The sequence below is a fragment of the Peribacillus sp. N1 genome (genome assembly GCF_054600815.1).
In genome coordinates this window covers 238,072-254,583 of record NZ_BAAHZO010000001.1, presented here as the reverse complement: position 1 = coordinate 254,583, position 16,512 = coordinate 238,072, and the positions used below count along the sequence as shown (strand labels likewise).

Genomic DNA, 16,512 nt, shown 5'->3' with positions numbered 1-16,512 from the left:
TTTTTGTTGATTACCCAGCAAAATAAAAGGACGTCCGACTTCCTTTTTGTGTCGAAATGACTTGAAGCTGGGCATCGATTCTTTCTTTCAATTCCGGGACATGGGATATTATCCCGACCAATCTCCCGGTGCTTTGTATATCCATTAATGCTTCAATTGCATGATCAAGAGATTCAGGGTCGAGCGTACCGAAACCTTCATCGATGAACATCGTTTCAAGTGAAATTCCGCCAGCATTCTGCTGGACAACATCCGCAAGACCCAAGGCAAGTGCAAGGGAAGCCTTAAAGCTCTCTCCTCCCGAAAGGGTTTTGACATGCCTCTCTTGTCCTGTATATTGATCATACACAGATAACTCCAGACCGCTCTGGATATTCCTGCGTGTAGGATCAAGCTTTCGCAATAACTGATATCTTCCGCTTGTCATTTTCAGCAGCCTTGAATTGGCTTCTTTTAGGATATCATCTAAAAAGGCTGCCAATACATAACGTTCAAAAGTTATTTTGAAGGAGTTTTGACCTTTGGAAATCTCAGACAGATGACCGACGATACTGTACCTTTCATCCAAACTTTTCTGTTCTTCCCTGATTTGCGCCAATTTCCTATCGATTTCTTCGTTAGTCCGTTTTTCAGCCTGCAACTCATTCTGATTTAGGCGTAAAGACTCCAATTCTCCATCTATGAAATCGAAAGTCTTTTTCAATCCTTCAAGATCCGGTTTGGTAACATCTTTTAATTTCATTTCCAAGTCATGAAACAGACTTAAAACACTTTGCCAATTTTGATTATACTGCTGAACTTGATCTTCCAAATTTCCAAGAGCAGCTTCCGATTTTTTTGCTGCCGTATATTCTTTATAATTGGAAAAGCCCTGATTGGTCATTTCCGTAATTAACTTTTCCCGCTCCTCTTTCAATTCTGTCTTGAAAGCCTCTATATTTCCACTTAAGGATTCTGTTTTTGCAATGATGGCCGATTCTCTTTCCTTCACCAGTTGAAGGTTTTTTTGTGCATCTTCCAAGGCCGATTGTAAGCGTTTCTGTGTTTTTACAGCCATTTGATAAACAGCATTATATTCTTCCTCTGTCCTTATTCCGTCAGGCAGGGAATCGGTTAATCCTGTTAGTTTTGTAGAGTTTTCAATATACCTGGTTTTCCCTTCGTCCTCTTTTCTTTCTAAAGAGATTAGATTCTCCTTTAGCTGGGTTGCCTGGTCTTTTAAATCAAGTAACCTTTTTTCCAGATCATTGAATACAGACTTTTTCCGCATCAATTCTTTTAGCTGCTCTTGCAGCACTTTGCCTTTTTGTACAAACTGTGTCAAATGCTCTTCAATATCCTCAAACCTAAACTCCGGCAAGTCATTTTGTAAGTCACAAAGCTTTTCTTGTGAAGACTCTGCCAGTGCATCATATTTGGATTTCGCTTGATAATATTCACTTTCCGCTTGGCTTTTTTGTTGTTCCGCAGATTTCAGCTTGTTTTCTTGCTCTTTCAGTTCCAAATCCGTCGGCATATGCTCATGCATTTGCGCAGGTTTTGGATGGCTTTGCGAACCGCAAACAGGACAATTTTCTCCTGAGTGCAGCATGGAGGCAAGCATACCCGCTTGGCCTGATCTCCAGTTCCGATTCAGGGTTTCCAGTTTTTCCTTCTCCTGAGTTTGTATTCTTTGTAACTCATGGAACCGAATATTCTTTTCATCCAGAACCCGTTTCGTATTAGTTATTTCATTAAGAACTTCTTGAAGCTTTTTAATTTTCGATAACGAAGAATTAGTTCTTTCTGCTTCAATTTCCTGATCACGATAAAGGGCAGCTGCTTTTTCCGCTTCTGTTATTTCTTGAGCGACTTTCTCTGCTTCCGCTTCAATCGCCAGATGTTCCGAAACAGTTTTTTCACGAAGTCGTTTACTCGTTTGCCACTCTTTTTCGTCTAAAGTAACCTGTGCTTTTAAGCTTGCAAAAGTCCTGACAGCCTCTTTTACCTGCTCAAGCTGATGAACAGTTCGGACTGCCTGCTCTCTTTCATTTCCCTTCAACATTTCCTTATCATAGGAATCCTGCTTCTCAATGCGCTCAGCCCGTAACTTCTCGGATTGCTCACTTAACTTTTGAAGTTCGGTACTAGCATCTTGTACTTGTTTGCCGATACGCAAATAGTATTGTTCCTGCTTTTCAAGCGATGCCGCTTTGTGTGCCATTTTTATTTGGACTTTCACTAGTTCCATTTCTGGCAGCTTTGCTTCAAGGTTTTCCTTTTCTTTTCGCAGTGTTTCTTTTTCCGAAAATCGATTTAATAAATCGACAGCTTTTGAAAGTTCTTGATTTACTTGATCACGGGCTTTTTGCTTTTCCTGTATTTGTTTATTTATATACTCATTTTTTTCTGTTGCTTGCAAAATGACTTCCTGTAACAAAGGCAAGACCTGCTGTTCATTAGGCTCTTCCCCTTGTAATTGCGCCTGCAATTTTTCATGATTGCCAGGCTGGATGCCTTTCATTAATTCGATTCTCCGCTGAGCACTTTTTTCACTTTGCTTTCTTAGGATCGAAGCCTCTTCTTTTAACTTTTCTTCTATTCGTTTATAAAGTTCAGTATGAAATAATTTCTGAAGAATCTGTTCCTTATCCTTGCTGTCGGAAGTTAACAGTTTTCGGAATTCATTTTGAGGAATCATCAGGATTTGCCGAAATTGATTCGCATCAAGTCCAATGAGTACTTTTATTTTTTCTTCAACTTCTCGTACATTTGCACCCAGCAATTTTTTTCCTTCGGCCAATATCTCATATAACTCAGCCTTTGCTCCAACCGTTGTTGTTCCTTCACCTGCTTTTTTCTTGCGTTCCTGCTGCGGCGACCGGGTCACCAAATACGTTTTTCCTCGCAGGGTAAATTGTAATGAAACTTCCGTCAACATATCATCTTCTGCAAACTGACTTCGCAAATCTTGCCCGCTGCGATCTTCACCGCTGGCTTTACCATATATCGCAAAACTAATCCCATCAAATATCGTTGTTTTCCCTGCGCCTGTCTTTCCAGAAATGACAAACATGGTCCGTTCTCCTAGGGAATTAAAATCAATGGTTTCCCTTCCTGCATATGGTCCGAATGCCTGCATCGTTAAAATATCCGGTCTCATTTCAAAGCCTCCTCTTTCTTAACAGCTTCAATTACCGAAACCATCAAATCCTGCTTTTTGGAATCAAAGGCCCGATCTGTCATTTCTTGATAAAACGTCTCGAACAGGTCCAATTCCGATTTCCGTTCATCTTTTACTGAAGAGAAGGAATTTTTTCTCCTAAGGTCGGTCAAATCCCATTTACGTTCTAGATGTAGTACGTTCGGATAAATCTGGCGCAAGCGATTTATGGGATCGATGAGTGCCCCCTCATCATTTAGTGTTATTTTTAAATAGTCATCCTTTTTTTGCGATTGATAAAAAACGGGATCAAGCAACTCTTCCATCGATCCGGATATTTCCCTCATATCGAACTTGGGCGCCAAAGAACGATAGCGAATATCAAAGCTTCCATCTTCTTGCATATCGACGATCGAAAGCGACTTATTCTGCTTGGCCTCGGAAAAAGAATATTTTAATAGTGATCCAGAGTAAAACACCTTAGGATGACGTATCGCGTCTGGACTATGTAAATGCCCAAGTGCCGTATAATCGAACGCATCGAATAAGTCGGATGAAACACAGCCAGAACCACCTACCGACAAGATCCTTTCCGAATCGCTCGTTTTTCCGCCTAATACAAAAGCATGTCCTACGAAGACATTCGGCTCATCCTTATTGAAATTCTCAGCAATCGTTCCGGTTATCCGCTTCATAGCTTCTTGATGGGAATGGATACTATCATCTTCAAAAAGATGGCGAACCGTCCCGGGTTCTGCATATGGAACACAATAAAAGTTCACTCCCTTGATGCGAACCGGCTCACATGTTTTTGTCAATTTCCCATGAATGTATAACTGGCTATGACGATACCATGATGAACCGAATGCCAGTCTTTCCGCAGAATCATGGTTTCCCGATATCGCAACGATCGGTGTATTCATTTTCACATTAATCGTATAAAGGATTTCATCAAGCAGCTCCACCGCTTCAGTCGGCGGAACGGAACGATCATATAGATCACCGGCGATCACAACCGCATCCGGTTTTTCCTCTTCGACAATTTCTATGAATTGCAAGAGCGCATGCCTTTGGTCATCTGTCATATGTACCCCGTGAACGATTTTCCCTAAATGCCAATCAGCCGTATGGATAAATTTCATAGTTTCACTCCGTCCTAATTTTTACTTACTATTATTATATCAAAAATTTTACGAATAGCATGGTTTGGGTACAGACGTTCTAATTTTTACCACACCGCACCATTCTTTTGAATTATTCAGAATAAAAAAAGCAAACTCCAAAAGAGTCTGCTTTTTTCATCATTAGCTGAATAAGTGTTCATATGGACCCATATTCACCTTTCTTTCAGCTAATTTTTTTTGTAAAAATTTATGATCACGTTTTGGTGTGGCAATGATATAGCCGCGTATCACTAAATCTTCCGTAATATCGCCCGCTTTTTCCTTTAACGCCAACTCTCCGATTTTCCCTGCGATTTTATGTCGTGCAACATCACGAAAAAGTTCTGGCACAGGGCTCACTAAATCTTCTAGTAATTCCTTTTGCTGCTTTGACCATAAGTGCTTTGTTTGTTCCAAATAGTATTCTTCCCAATCCATATCGGATTTCCCATCTTCTTTGGGAAATCTTTTCAGGAACTTTCGAAACATGAAAAAGCCACCTATGCTCATCAATATAATTAAAAGGGCTACCCAAAATAGAATAAACCATAAAAACCATCCGCTAAGCAAAGTACCACCTCATATGTATAGAATGATCGTCACTATTATTATAGACAGTAACCCATATCTTTACAAGACTGGCAATGCAATCATTCTTGACCGTTCACTTCCAGCAAGACAAGCGAAAAATCCCCCACCGCATTTTCTTCATATAGATTCGTGACCGAAGTTGCATAGTTAAAGATCTCTGCACGAAACTCCTCGTTTGACTGTGGAATCTTTATATCAAATACCATTTGATAAAGCAATGTTGTAATATCATGATATTCACTATGTGTAACCTTAAAGTTAAAACTGATTTTCCTGATTTCCTTACCTTCAGAATCCTTTACATTTTCAGCATGAAAATCAGTAACATGAATTGGAACATCGTTTAAAATGACCTCGTCTACCATTATCAACATCTCCTTAATAAAGTGGTTAAAGACATGTTATCACTAGGAGCTTTCAGCGCCAATCATTCAACCTTGAAAAAATGAAAAAACGTGCACAGGAAACCCGCGCACGTTTTTTTCCAATCAATTTACTTTCCCTTTTTGACGATTATTCTCCATTTAGCATCATCGATTTGCTCAAACTCCGTGATTTCATGACCTTCGGTAGCAGCCCAACGGGGAATGCTCTCCGTTGCTTGTGTGCAATCGAAATTAATGATCAATTCCTCTCCTTTTGCCATGTCCACTATCGCTTCTTTCGCTTCCACTAAAGGGAATGGACATACCATCCCAGTCGTTTCCAATACCTTTGCCATTTATATTCCACTCCTTGATCAAAAATTTTCGGCTCGTATCTTAAGCCGCTTTGGATGCAGCAGCTGTCTGCTTTTGCTTACGGATAATCGTGAAATAAGTTGCTACCCATGTACCCAGCAGGAAAAAGACAATCGCGATCCAACCTTGCCAAGCAAATAACGCCGAGTTCACCAGTCCATTTCCGATTGTGCATCCTCCGGCAACACTTGCGCCGAATCCCATGGTTACACCGCCAATTGCATTGTTACGTAACGTTTTCATATCAGGCAAACGCCAACGGAATTCCCCGCTCCCTTTGGCTGCAATGAAAGCACCAAGGAAAATGCCCAATACTAAAAACGTACCCCAATCGATTAACGCATCATCTCCGGTTATAAGGAAAGTTAAAATGTTCGCGGAAGGCGCTGTAATTCCCAGTCCGAACATTCGGCCTGTCATTGCACTTAGCGGCCATGCCATGATTGCAATAAGGCCAACCAATAATGCTGTAACAAAAGGATGCCAACGTTTCTCGAATAAGATGTGGGCCAATCCCGTCTTTTTCGGCTTCATTTTAAAAATTGGCAGTTTCGGCTTTCTCAATTCACGAATCACCAATATGCCAACCAAGAGTGTCACAATAATCACAAGCACCCAAGGCGAAACATTTAACGTTTCATGAATATACGTATCATTTGTACGATATGATAATAGATTATCTCCAGCCACTTTCCATATACCATATTTCGTCATTGCTGCCCCTAGCATATATCCAAAAAGGGCAACCCAACTTCCGATCATGCCCTCTCCGGCACGATACCATGTTCCAGTGGCGCAACCTCCTGCCAGAACCATACCAATACCAAAAATAAAGCCACCCACGATTGTTCCCAACCATGGAAAACCATCATTTCCAAACTGAATGACCCCTGTATCATTCAATGCATAAACACCAATACTTTGTATCGCTATAACAACAAATGTAGCCAAAAACATCCGTCCATCTTTAGCTAAAATCAAATCACGATATGCACCAACAACACAGAAACGGCCTCTTTGAAGCACAAATCCAAGCAATAAACCACAAATAATCCCGAACACAATCATTTGTAACATGTACCGTTTCCTCCTTAAGTAAAATAATAATAATACTAATATAATATAATCCGGATGAAATTACTAGGTTTTTGGATTTTTTTTTTTACTCATGAAAAGTTCCAGGCAAATGAAAAACCCGAGTCATCATGAATATCGACTCAGGTTTTTTTGATTATCACACCATACTGCTTCTGCCGAAACTGGCTGCTTTAACTTTTTTATATTGGTAAAGCATGGCAATTCTCCACGGAACGATCATCGCGAAAGCAAGTAAGAAAAACATTCCGCTCAATACACCGATTTCAATCGTGCTTCCAAGCATCAGTTTTGCCACCAGTCGAATCACCATGAGACCAATCAATATGAATATGAACGCTTTAGAGCGCAGAATATAAATTTTTTCATCTCTTACTTCAAATTTAGATGTTTTAATCAATAAGATGGAAAATAACATCCCTGCAACAATAGCCTCCAGCAATTCGTATCGAGTCACACGGAACATCGGGAAAATAAACATTAAAGCGCCCGTACTCATAAACAGCGGCGGTAAGATGATTTTCTTTTCATTCACTGGTTTTTTCGTTTCCTTCATCCGTAATATGAAAACACCTATAGCCATCACGATCGCTATACCTGTTGATATATATATCATCTCTTAACCATCCCTTTAAACTAAAAATAGGTAAGTACCATTAAAAATTATATATGACTTCAATTTATAAACAAAGTATATATTACCTATTTGAGATAAACAAGGAGGTGTTATTGAATAAGCTACCTTTTGATGCTTCCAATGCCCCGCCTTCGTCCAAAGGCTTGAAGAAAAAAATCTTGCACCCTGGCTTACTATAGCCTTCGATAACCATATTTTTGCTGACCACCTATAGCAGAGCTTATTATAACCTTTGCGGCATGAAATTCCTTTTTAATTTCTTAGGTCAGGATTTAATTTATATACCGACAATTCAGTGAATGACCTTAGACCCAAAATAAACGAAATTGATACCATAAGACCTAATAGCAGGCAATCAACTAGAATATTGAAAAAATAACTTATTATGGACTAAAAACCCGTGAAGCCACCGAATAGTCTAGACAGGACTGCAATTATTTTGGTCATCCAATCAAAAAACAAAATCACACCCATTACAATCATTAAATATCCGCCAATCTTCATGATGTATTGGCTGTACTTTTTGATCCATTTCAATTTTCCGACAAAGAAGGATAATATGAAAAACGGTATGGCAAATCCTAAAATATAGGCAGTCATATAGCTCATGGCGGCACTAGGATTTGTTGCACCCAGTGAAATGACAGCGCCTAATAGCGGACCTGCACAAGGGGTCCATCCAGCGGCAAAGGCCAGTCCGATAAGAATGGAACCTATATATCCGCTAGGTCGGTTCTTGAATTCAAAGCGGCTGTCTTTCATCAAAGATTTCGGCTGAAAGATTCCTACAATGAATAAACCAAAAATGATTATCAGGATGGCGCCAATCTGACGAATTAATTCTTTGTAATCCGCGAAAAAAGAACCTAGGTATGATGTGCTAAAACCTATTGCGATAAAAACCAGAGAAAACCCAAGCAGGAAGAATAAGGTATGCAGCATGCTCCTTCTTTGGAGCATGGCGTTCTCGGATTTGATTTCACCAACACTCATACCAGTGATATAAGATAAAAAGGCCGGATATAACGGTAAGCAGCATGGCGAAATAAAACTCAGGAATCCCGCCCCAAATGCTAAAAACATATTAATATCATTCAAATAAGCTCACTCCTATGTATGTCAACCTATAAACATTGTAACAAATAAGATAAAAAAATACATTTATGGAACTGTGAATATTTCATGACAGCCAATTGCCTAAAAACAGAATGGGGCGACGGTTTAATTTTCAATAAGATAACTTATTTGAATTCATTAGTCCAAGCCGATATAATTGTTATATTCATACAGATTTTACAACGAACACATAAATTAATGGTACCATGAAAAAATGTTGGGCCAGAAAGGAAATATAATGGCTAAAAAGAATGAATTTCTCGAACAGATTGAATTGAAGAGAAATGAACTTATCAAGATTGTCGCTAAAGATGGTTTGAACTCAAATGTTGCCGTTGAATACAGCCAGCAACTTGATCAATTATTAAATAAATATAATGAACTTTTTTATAAAACAGGTACAAATTTTTAACCCAGTACCTCTCCCATTGATAACCACATATATTATTATATGATTTATTTTGCTGTCAATCTCCCCTTTTTCATTCTTTCACAATTTGAATACATAGGCATGACATTTTCTATATTAAAAAACAGGCAAGCACTATGGGCGCTGCCTGTTTTCCTGTTTTTTCATTTAAAATAATGCTTAGAAATCATGTAGCAATATCAACATCGGATGTCGGTGCATAGTTTGTCACAACAAGAACGATAGGAGATCCAGCTAAGATGGAAGAACCGTCCGGAACAGTGATCACAAGACTTCCTACCCCAGTGGCACCTGGTGTGTACGTTGTTAAATCCTCCATTTGAAGCACCCCATTAATAAACACCTCATATGAACTGTTTTCAGTACTTAATACAGGCAGTACAGTCGCAGGGTCACCAGTATCCGAGAAAAAGCTTGCTGGATCAATTGAAAGCGTGGTTGGACCAGTCGATGCGGCAGGCACCTCATAAAATAATCGGGTGACCAATGGATTCACATTGATCACAGAGGTAGCCGCTATCGCTAATTTCATTATTTTTAACGGCAAAATATTCACCTCTCTTCTCTCCATGCTATGACTTTGCAAAAGGAATTATATAGACAATTTTCAGAAATGGTCCTCACGATAATCTGTACTTTAGATAAAATGTATAAGGAGATAAGAAAAGGGGAGAGTTTTAGAAATGCAAAGTAAATATTTCCGTTTCATTAAAGAAGATACAGCTATCCCGAGACCTTTGTTGTTTTTCCCTAAGTGCTCTCCCAACGAAGTTCGCTCGAGGATCCCAAAAAGAATCATTTCTTATGAATTTTATGCTATTGCAAATGGGTGCCAACGGATTTATGAAGAAAAAGACGGAATAGCTGACATAGACAATCAGGTAATACTTGATCCATCAAATGTATCCTATATGAATTTATTCATAAATGGTGTATTGCAGCCCCACGATAATTACACCGTTGAAAAAGGAAAACTTAAATTGAATACGATTGATATCCAGTACACCAATCATTTTGCAAATGTTCATTATTTAAATGAGCGGCCTGTTCCTAAACGATTCCTAAATTAAATAAAATTGAAATTGAATTTCAATATACTGATCATGAGGAAAATTGAGTAATTTACGAGTAATTGCGCGGAATTCACGAGTAAAAGTATAAAACTTACGAGTAAATGAGCAAACCTCACGAGTAAAAGTGTGAAATTTACGAGTAAGATAGATATAGCAGTAGGGTATCCGTTTGAAGACCTTAATTGCGACTATGAAATTCAAACTGAAGCTAACCTACAGTAGGAAAAAGGAATGTGTTACGGTTCTGACTTATTGTTTTGCTCCAGGCAAAGTTCATCTGTTTTCCAAAAACCCTCCTGTTGAAATAAGCCATAAGAGATAAAATTATGTTTGACAAATCACTAAAATAAGATTATCTTTAATTAAAGATAAATTAATTCGAGATAACATCTTTTTTTAAAATCACAAATCTCGAATTAAAGATATCTAAATTCAAATTAAATTCCAGGAGGAATCATAAATGATTGGTATAGGCTTATTAGTTATACGTGTAGTTATCGGTTTATCGTTTGTAGGTCATGGGGCACAAAAATTATTTGGTTGGTTTGGCGGTCATGGCTTGAAAGGTACAGGAGGCTGGTTTGATTCTATTGGCATGAAGCCAGGAGTTACTATGGCCCTATTTGCTGGTCTATCAGAGCTTATTGGCGGTGCTTTGTTTGCATTAGGTCTCTTTACACCCTTTGCAGGTATATTGATTGCACTTACAATGCTCGTTGCGATCGTTAAAGTCCATGGAGCAAATGGCTATTGGGCAACTCAAAACGGTTATGAATATAATCTTGCCATCCTTGCAGTGGCGATTGGCATAGCGTTAACGGGAGCTGGCCCATACTCACTTGATTCCTTTCTATTTTAAGGAAATCGGTGGGTTTGCTAAATCCCTACATTACGGATAACACGGAGTGGGTTTAATCCACTCCGTGTTTTTTCTTTTTCCCCATTGCTCAGAAATTTTTATCTTGGTTATCAAAGCTTAAAAATCGAGTAATGGATACTTCGATTATTGTGTTGAGGAAATAGGAACATAGGTTGTCCCATATTTAAATAAGATGGTTTCAATATTGTAATGCAAACTACCTGTGAAATCACTGCTGTACAGTAATTTTTACAAATGAGTTGGAACAATGCCATTAAATTCGAATCCTATTCTTTATGTTCCTCCAAACAATTGTTCCTAATTTGAAATATCATGTCTAAAAACCAAGACTCATAATCAGGAAAAATAGAGTACAGTAATAATGAGAATGATCATAACCTCATGTTCTTTTATCTCCGGGTGTTATTAATCTGTTGTTAGAATGGGGGGCCCATGAGGCAAGTCATTATTAATTTCATTTGCATTCTAAATAATATCAGTGATTTTATTTTTTATCTTTAGCTATGATGCTTCTTTAGATGAACATTTTATATTGTCTCTTTTACTTATCATTTCTCTGCAAATATCTTTGATATTAGCTATTCTGTTAAAAAGAGGGTAACACCAGAAGAGCAACCATTAATTAATGGTTGCTCTTCTGGTGTTACCTAACGTCCTTCCTAACCTTTTTCAAGTGTTCCGTAAAGAAAGCCCCTTTCCTCACCAAAATTTCCGAATGCATCTGCTGATGAGACTTAATTTCTAGTCAATGAAAATTCTAAATCTTTCCCCTGTTTTATTTTCCGAAACAGCTTAGAAATAGAATACTCAGTTTAAGGATTCAATTTGAAATTCACTTAATAGATTCTCACTCCTATAAGTGGTATCTCCATAAACATAAAAACCAGAATGCATTTTTTACTTTATTCTACCCCTGGGAACCATCCTGGAGAGTGGATGATCGCTTGCCATAATGGATCTGGAATATCTAGTTGCAGCTGATTATCTTTGTTTATTTTTGTCACGATTTCTGCTTCCCTGCCTTGTTCCACTTTTTGTACCCATTCAGGATCGATTATGATTTCACGGCCTAATGCGATTAATGGAATCCCGGATTGCAGTGCTTTAATCGCATCATCCGCTGTATAGATGGAACCAACTCCAATGACGGGAACTTGATCTCCGATACGTTCTTTTATAATTTCTATCCGAGGTCGGTCAACGTCGGCTCCCCGTCTTGCTTTCGACCAGAATTCCATTAATGAAACATGAAGATAATCCAAATCCTTTGTTACAAGTCCATCAATCAATGCAAGTGTATCATCCATGGTTATTCCTGGAGTTTCCGGCTCCTCCGGTGAAAAACGATATCCAACGATGAAGGGATCCTTTGCATGTTCAGCAACAGCCTTTTTCACTTCGTCCACAACCGATAATGGAAAAGTCAGGCGCTTTTCAAGGGAACCGCCCCACTTGTCTTCACGACGGTTTGAATGAGGAGAAAAGAATTGCTGAAGCAAGTACCCATTAGCACCGTGAATTTCTACACCGTCAAATCCCGCTTCAATGGCACGTCGGGTGGTTTCACCAAAGTCGAGAATGATCGATTCTATTTCCTTTTCAGAAAGTGGACGCGGAACTGCTTTCCCTTCGCCTTCCGACGGGATATTGCTTGCGCTGACTACATCACCATCTACTAATTCCGGTGGAACCTCTCGGCCGCCATGAAAAATCTGGAGAATTGCCTTTGCCCCTTTCGCTTTAATCGCTGATGCTAATCGATTTAGACTAGGTATTAATTCATCCTTATCTCCGCCAAATTCCCCATGAAAACCTTTTCCATTAGCCGTCACGTAAGTACAAGCCGTTATAACCATGCCTACACCGCTTGACCGGCGTTCATAATAATTAACTTCTGCGTCGGTAACGGTACCGTCAGAATTAGAAGAGAAATTTGTCATAGGTGCCATCACCAATCGATTTTTCAATTCTATTCCCTTTCCTAAATTGAACGATTCAAATAATGGTGTATATTTAGAATTCATTTAGTAATCCTCCATTTTGTAACCCACTGGTTTGTATAATAAATCAAATCCGCAAACTAATTTAAATATCATGCATACTTTGCAATTAATGCCGAAATGGCTTCTTTTGGCTGGAAGCCAATAGCTTGATCTACCTTATCTCCATCTTTAAATAGAATAAGTGCTGGAATTCCCATCACTCCATATTCGCTTGTCGTATTTGAATTTTCATCCACATTAAGTTTTACGATCTTAACCTGATCACCCATTTCCTCATCGATTTCATTAAGAACTGGGGCAATCATTTTGCACGGACCGCACCACGGTGCCCAAAAATCAACCAATACCAAACCTTCCTTGATTTCACTAGCAAAATTATCATCTGTAACATGTTCTATTGTCATGATCATTTCCTCCTTGTATTATCCGAAATATTTATGGTCTTTACTCACCATCTATTTAAAATCAAGTTTTGCGATTCTATTTCCCGGGATAAAAGCCTCTGATTTCCTGGCATTCATTTTCGGATGGATTTTGATGGATTCCAATTTACCGGATAACTCCATGAACCATGTTTCATCTTTAGAAAGTAAAGCCAAATCAATTAAGGCCAAAAGATGTGTTTCGTTACTGATTTCTAGATCCGGCAGCTTTTCAGTCCATCTACTTGGAATCCAAATAGATTTCCCAACCGCTTTTTCATTGTCACTTTCCACCACATTCACTTTAACAATTTCACGATTATCGCTCACGTTTTCAACGAAACCATGGATAAGTTCTCCATCTCTTGATTTTCCCTGTACCCAATCCCCATTTTTGAACAGATTGTTTTCAACCATTTCCTTAACACCCCTTTTATATTCATTTAATATTAAAACTATAGTTATTAACTGTATTAATAAAATATACATTTTGTGCAAAGAAAAAACTAAATCAATATCACGGACATTGTTTAATTTTTTCCAAAAAAGTGCTGAGAGTTATATCTTCCAAATATTTTTCAAAATACAATTCTGCTTCATCGAATATTTGATCCATGACTACCTGGGTATTGGAGGATATGACACATTTTTTCTCCGGATCGCCTGTACACCATTTCGGTTTCAAGGTTCCATGTGAGACCGTTATATAAATATCTGCCAAACTTACCTCTTCAGGATTACAGTCTAGAATATAACCTCCGCCCACACCTTCTTTCGTTTTAACAAATCCCTTTTTTCTTAAGCAGCTCATCATTTTCCGAATCCTTGCCGAGTTTGTACAAACGTTTTCTGCGATAGACTCACTGCTTGCCATATGATCTGGTAGAAAAGCTAAATAGACCAAACTATGCACAGCTATTGTAAAATCACTATTCACTTTTCGCATCCTCCTCAAGGAGATTACTGTAATTTTAATGTTTACAGTTGGTAAAGTCAACTCAAAAAACTCAACAGAGTTCTCAACTTTGTTGATTACTTTATGATTGCTATGAAATTCCCTCCTATACACAAAGGATTGAGGGAATTTCATTCAGCTAATTTTACAAACCGATAATATCATCGTTGAGAAAGATTCAAAGCCGTACTAATACTAGCCGCTTTTAGATTCACTTTCGATTGCTCAATTATATCCTGAGGATGATAATAACCTTTTGAAACCGTGTAATCACTTATTAGCCCATGTGTTTCCACAGCAGACCTCAGCTGTTCCCGTAATGCAGCCCTCAATTCAGGGGAAGCTGTTTCTGTTATGGCGAGAAAGCCGTATTTCTTATTCCAGATTTGGCAGCATTCAGAAAGTCAGTAGCAATAACCTGATCGGTCATACCACCCATCCCCGCCATATTTTGCAAAAAGTTAGTCATTGTCTTCCCTCGCCTTGGTTTACCAGGATTTCTCCTCTTTTGCCCTGGATTTCCTACTGACGGTCAAAAGCGGTATTCATACGTATGGTATCGCTTTGTCAGAAACAGCGAGTCCAGGATTGCGACAAGCATTATACCGGCAAATGGAGCAATCCATTGATTTACATGCAGAAATAACCGATTTAATGATAAGTAAAGGCTGGTTCTATCCAAATGATGTTGGAAAGCAAGTTGAATTGGATCTGAAATCAGCTGATATGGCAGTCAGCATCGCTGGGATGAAGCTGTTCCCTAACGATACTGATAGACTCGGAATGTTCGCAACGCCGAGAAAATAGAGGAGGTAGTTTAATGAGAGCCGTAACTTACCAGGGCAATAAAAACGTGCAGGTCAAAGAGGTTAAAGACCCCCAAATCAAAAATTCTGATGATATCATCGTAAAAATTACTGCTTCGGCCATTTGCGGTTCGGATTTGCACTTGATTCATCAAATGATTCCCAATATGCCAACCGATTATGTTATTGGCCATGAGCCAATGGGTGTTGTCGAGGAAGTTGGTCCTGGTGTAAATAAATTGAAAAAGGGAGATCGTGTAATCATCCCCTTTAACGTTAGCTGCGGAAGCTGCTGGTATTGCGACAACGACCTTACAAGTCAGTGCGATAACTCGAATCCACATGGGGAAATGGGCGGGTTTTTTGGATATTCAGAAACAACTGGCGGGTATGCTGGAGGACAAGCAGAATATATGCGGGTCCCTTATGGGAATTTCACTCCTTTTAAGATTCCAGAAGACTGTGAGATTGAAGATGAAAAATTGATATTACTCGCCGATGCAGCTTCAACCGCATTTTGGAGCGTTGATCATGCAGGAGTAAAACCAGGTGATACTGTAATCGTCTTAGGCTGCGGTCCCGTTGGATTACTCGTACAAAAATTCGCTTGGTTCAAAGGAGCGAAAAGGGTCATTGCCGTCGATCATCTCAACTATCGTCTGGAACATGCAAAAAGGACAAATAAAGTCGAAATCGTAAATTTCGAACAATATGAAAACGTAGGGGATTATCTCAAAGACATAACTAAAGGCGGAGCCGATATTAGTAATTGACTGTTCAGGCATGAGTGGTAAAATGACTCCCATGGAATATCTTGCAACGGGGCTTAAGCTTCATGGCGGTGCAATGGGTGGTATTGTAATCGCCTCACAAGCGGTCCGTAAAGCAGGAACCATTCAAATAACTGGTGCTTACGGAGGGCGTTATAATGGCTTTCCGCTAGGATATATATTTCAAAGAAACGTGGATTTCAAGACCGGAAAAGCTCGCGTTATCCCTTATATGCCATATCTCTATAATCTAATATCTGAAGGAAAAGTTGATCCTGGCGATGTCGTAACCCACGTACTACCATTGGATCAAGCTAAACATGGTTACCAAGTATTCGATACAAGGACAGACGGATGCATTAAAGTGGTGTTAAAATCGTAAGTATTATATAAAAAATTGAATGGCCAGGCATTCAAATTCAGAAACGATACATGAATTATAGTAAGTTTCTGAATTTGATGAATCCTGTGTAGTAGTTTGAAAGTCACATGAACTAGATTCCCTCTATATGAAACCTTTCAATCCCATGATTGCCCTCTTGCTTATCTCCTTACAACACAAAAAACCCCTCTCTCTGATTTAGTTTCCACCAGAGAAAGAAGTTTCGGATTAGTAACGAAAGATAAAGCAAAAACAAGGAAAATTTATGATGAAAGATTCACTCTTCACGGTAGTTATGATTTGCTTA

General features: G+C 38.9%; 17 protein-coding genes and 2 pseudogenes. 5 read left to right on the top strand and 14 right to left on the bottom strand.

What is annotated here, in order from left to right; all coding sequences use genetic code 11:
- Nucleotides 1-10: 10 nt before the first annotated feature.
- The 8 genes from ACYP5M_RS01215 to ACYP5M_RS01180 all read right to left on the bottom strand — a co-directional run bounded on the left by ACYP5M_RS01215 (nt 11) and on the right by ACYP5M_RS01180 (nt 8,466).
- Complete coding sequence (locus tag ACYP5M_RS01215) at nt 11-3,142, bottom strand: AAA family ATPase (RefSeq protein ID WP_459734507.1); 3,132 nt, start codon at nt 3,140-3,142, stop codon at nt 11-13.
- The gene (locus tag ACYP5M_RS01210; RefSeq protein ID WP_101221661.1) at nt 3,139-4,284 is read right to left on the bottom strand and encodes an exonuclease SbcCD subunit D; all 1,146 of its coding nucleotides are present in this window, start codon (nt 4,282-4,284) and stop codon (nt 3,139-3,141) included. Before ACYP5M_RS01210 ends, ACYP5M_RS01215 begins: the two co-directional genes overlap by 4 nt.
- Before the next feature lie 162 nt (nt 4,285-4,446).
- Nucleotides 4,447-4,875, bottom strand: coding sequence for a DUF2621 domain-containing protein (locus ACYP5M_RS01205; RefSeq protein ID WP_137018029.1), 429 nt, complete (start codon nt 4,873-4,875; stop codon nt 4,447-4,449).
- An 80-nt stretch (nt 4,876-4,955) separates the two neighbouring features.
- On the bottom strand, nt 4,956-5,261 hold the full coding sequence (locus ACYP5M_RS01200; protein ID WP_101221659.1) for a DUF3219 family protein: 306 nt from the start codon (nt 5,259-5,261) through the stop codon (nt 4,956-4,958).
- A gap of 128 nt (nt 5,262-5,389) precedes the next feature.
- Nucleotides 5,390-5,617 (bottom strand): sulfurtransferase TusA family protein, encoded by a 228-nt coding sequence (locus ACYP5M_RS01195; protein WP_048685981.1) that lies wholly within the window; start codon nt 5,615-5,617, stop codon nt 5,390-5,392.
- Between the two features lie 40 nt (nt 5,618-5,657).
- On the bottom strand, nt 5,658-6,713 hold the full coding sequence (locus ACYP5M_RS01190) for a YeeE/YedE family protein (RefSeq protein ID WP_202190537.1): 1,056 nt from the start codon (nt 6,711-6,713) through the stop codon (nt 5,658-5,660).
- A gap of 157 nt (nt 6,714-6,870) precedes the next feature.
- The gene (locus tag ACYP5M_RS01185) at nt 6,871-7,347 is read right to left on the bottom strand and encodes a CcdC family protein (RefSeq protein ID WP_101221658.1); all 477 of its coding nucleotides are present in this window, start codon (nt 7,345-7,347) and stop codon (nt 6,871-6,873) included.
- Between the two features lie 411 nt (nt 7,348-7,758).
- Complete coding sequence (locus ACYP5M_RS01180; protein WP_434169275.1) at nt 7,759-8,466, bottom strand: cytochrome c biogenesis protein CcdA; 708 nt, start codon at nt 8,464-8,466, stop codon at nt 7,759-7,761.
- A gap of 256 nt (nt 8,467-8,722) precedes the next feature.
- Between ACYP5M_RS01180 and ACYP5M_RS01175 the strand changes: the two genes are divergently transcribed.
- Complete coding sequence (locus ACYP5M_RS01175; RefSeq protein WP_101221656.1) at nt 8,723-8,896, top strand: aspartyl-phosphate phosphatase Spo0E family protein; 174 nt, start codon at nt 8,723-8,725, stop codon at nt 8,894-8,896.
- A gap of 184 nt (nt 8,897-9,080) precedes the next feature.
- Here the strand turns inward: ACYP5M_RS01175 and ACYP5M_RS01170 are convergent, their stop codons facing one another.
- The gene (locus ACYP5M_RS01170) at nt 9,081-9,461 is read right to left on the bottom strand and encodes a DUF4183 domain-containing protein (protein ID WP_101222215.1); all 381 of its coding nucleotides are present in this window, start codon (nt 9,459-9,461) and stop codon (nt 9,081-9,083) included.
- 136 nt (nt 9,462-9,597) lie between these two features.
- On the opposite strand from ACYP5M_RS01170, the gene ACYP5M_RS01165 reads away from it, so the two are divergent.
- Nucleotides 9,598-9,984, top strand: coding sequence for a DUF4183 domain-containing protein (locus tag ACYP5M_RS01165; RefSeq protein ID WP_434169274.1), 387 nt, complete (start codon nt 9,598-9,600; stop codon nt 9,982-9,984).
- Nucleotides 9,985-10,447: 463 nt separating this feature from the next.
- Nucleotides 10,448-10,846 carry a DoxX family protein gene (locus ACYP5M_RS01160; RefSeq protein ID WP_101221655.1) on the top strand — a complete coding sequence of 133 codons (399 nt, stop codon included), beginning with the start codon at nt 10,448-10,450 and terminating at the stop codon, nt 10,844-10,846.
- A gap of 923 nt (nt 10,847-11,769) precedes the next feature.
- Here ACYP5M_RS01160 and ACYP5M_RS01155 read toward each other — a convergent pair.
- From ACYP5M_RS01155 to ACYP5M_RS01135, 5 genes and pseudogenes are all read right to left on the bottom strand, one after another.
- Nucleotides 11,770-12,891, bottom strand: coding sequence for an NADH-dependent flavin oxidoreductase (locus ACYP5M_RS01155; protein WP_434169273.1), 1,122 nt, complete (start codon nt 12,889-12,891; stop codon nt 11,770-11,772).
- A 68-nt stretch (nt 12,892-12,959) separates the two neighbouring features.
- The gene (gene trxA / locus ACYP5M_RS01150) at nt 12,960-13,274 is read right to left on the bottom strand and encodes a thioredoxin (RefSeq protein ID WP_434169272.1); all 315 of its coding nucleotides are present in this window, start codon (nt 13,272-13,274) and stop codon (nt 12,960-12,962) included.
- Between the two features lie 51 nt (nt 13,275-13,325).
- The gene (locus ACYP5M_RS01145; protein WP_434169271.1) at nt 13,326-13,709 is read right to left on the bottom strand and encodes an IDEAL domain-containing protein; all 384 of its coding nucleotides are present in this window, start codon (nt 13,707-13,709) and stop codon (nt 13,326-13,328) included.
- Nucleotides 13,710-13,809: 100 nt separating this feature from the next.
- Nucleotides 13,810-14,229, bottom strand: a complete 420-nt coding sequence (locus ACYP5M_RS01140) for an RrF2 family transcriptional regulator (protein ID WP_459734506.1) — start codon at nt 14,227-14,229, stop codon at nt 13,810-13,812.
- A 179-nt stretch (nt 14,230-14,408) separates the two neighbouring features.
- Nucleotides 14,409-14,716 (bottom strand): annotated as a pseudogene (locus ACYP5M_RS01135) (spore coat protein).
- On the opposite strand from ACYP5M_RS01135, the gene ACYP5M_RS01130 reads away from it, so the two are divergent.
- Nucleotides 14,716-15,054, top strand: coding sequence for a spore coat protein (locus ACYP5M_RS01130; protein WP_459734505.1), 339 nt, complete (start codon nt 14,716-14,718; stop codon nt 15,052-15,054). The pseudogene ACYP5M_RS01135 and the gene ACYP5M_RS01130 sit on opposite strands and share 1 nt — an antisense overlap.
- A gap of 13 nt (nt 15,055-15,067) precedes the next feature.
- Nucleotides 15,068-16,205 (top strand): annotated as a pseudogene (locus ACYP5M_RS01125) (zinc-dependent alcohol dehydrogenase).
- Nucleotides 16,206-16,512: the final 307 nt, after the last annotated feature.

Bases quoted from the DNA above. Each gene is read 5' to 3' on its own strand.
- ACYP5M_RS01215 (WP_459734507.1), bottom strand. From the start codon at position 3,142: ATGAGACCGGATATTTTAACGATGCAGGCATTCGGACCATATGCAGGA.
- ACYP5M_RS01210 (WP_101221661.1), bottom strand. From the start codon at position 4,284: ATGAAATTTATCCATACGGCTGATTGGCATTTAGGGAAAATCGTTCAC.
- ACYP5M_RS01200 (WP_101221659.1), bottom strand. From the start codon at position 5,261: ATGGTAGACGAGGTCATTTTAAACGATGTTCCAATTCATGTTACTGAT.
- ACYP5M_RS01195 (WP_048685981.1), bottom strand. From the start codon at position 5,617: ATGGCAAAGGTATTGGAAACGACTGGGATGGTATGTCCATTCCCTTTA.
- ACYP5M_RS01190 (WP_202190537.1), bottom strand. From the start codon at position 6,713: ATGTTACAAATGATTGTGTTCGGGATTATTTGTGGTTTATTGCTTGGA.
- ACYP5M_RS01185 (WP_101221658.1), bottom strand. From the start codon at position 7,347: ATGATATATATATCAACAGGTATAGCGATCGTGATGGCTATAGGTGTT.
- ACYP5M_RS01175 (WP_101221656.1), top strand. From the start codon at position 8,723: ATGGCTAAAAAGAATGAATTTCTCGAACAGATTGAATTGAAGAGAAAT.
- ACYP5M_RS01165 (WP_434169274.1), top strand. From the start codon at position 9,598: ATGCAAAGTAAATATTTCCGTTTCATTAAAGAAGATACAGCTATCCCG.
- ACYP5M_RS01160 (WP_101221655.1), top strand. From the start codon at position 10,448: ATGATTGGTATAGGCTTATTAGTTATACGTGTAGTTATCGGTTTATCG.
- ACYP5M_RS01155 (WP_434169273.1), bottom strand. From the start codon at position 12,891: ATGAATTCTAAATATACACCATTATTTGAATCGTTCAATTTAGGAAAG.
- trxA (WP_434169272.1), bottom strand. From the start codon at position 13,274: ATGACAATAGAACATGTTACAGATGATAATTTTGCTAGTGAAATCAAG.
- ACYP5M_RS01145 (WP_434169271.1), bottom strand. From the start codon at position 13,709: ATGGTTGAAAACAATCTGTTCAAAAATGGGGATTGGGTACAGGGAAAA.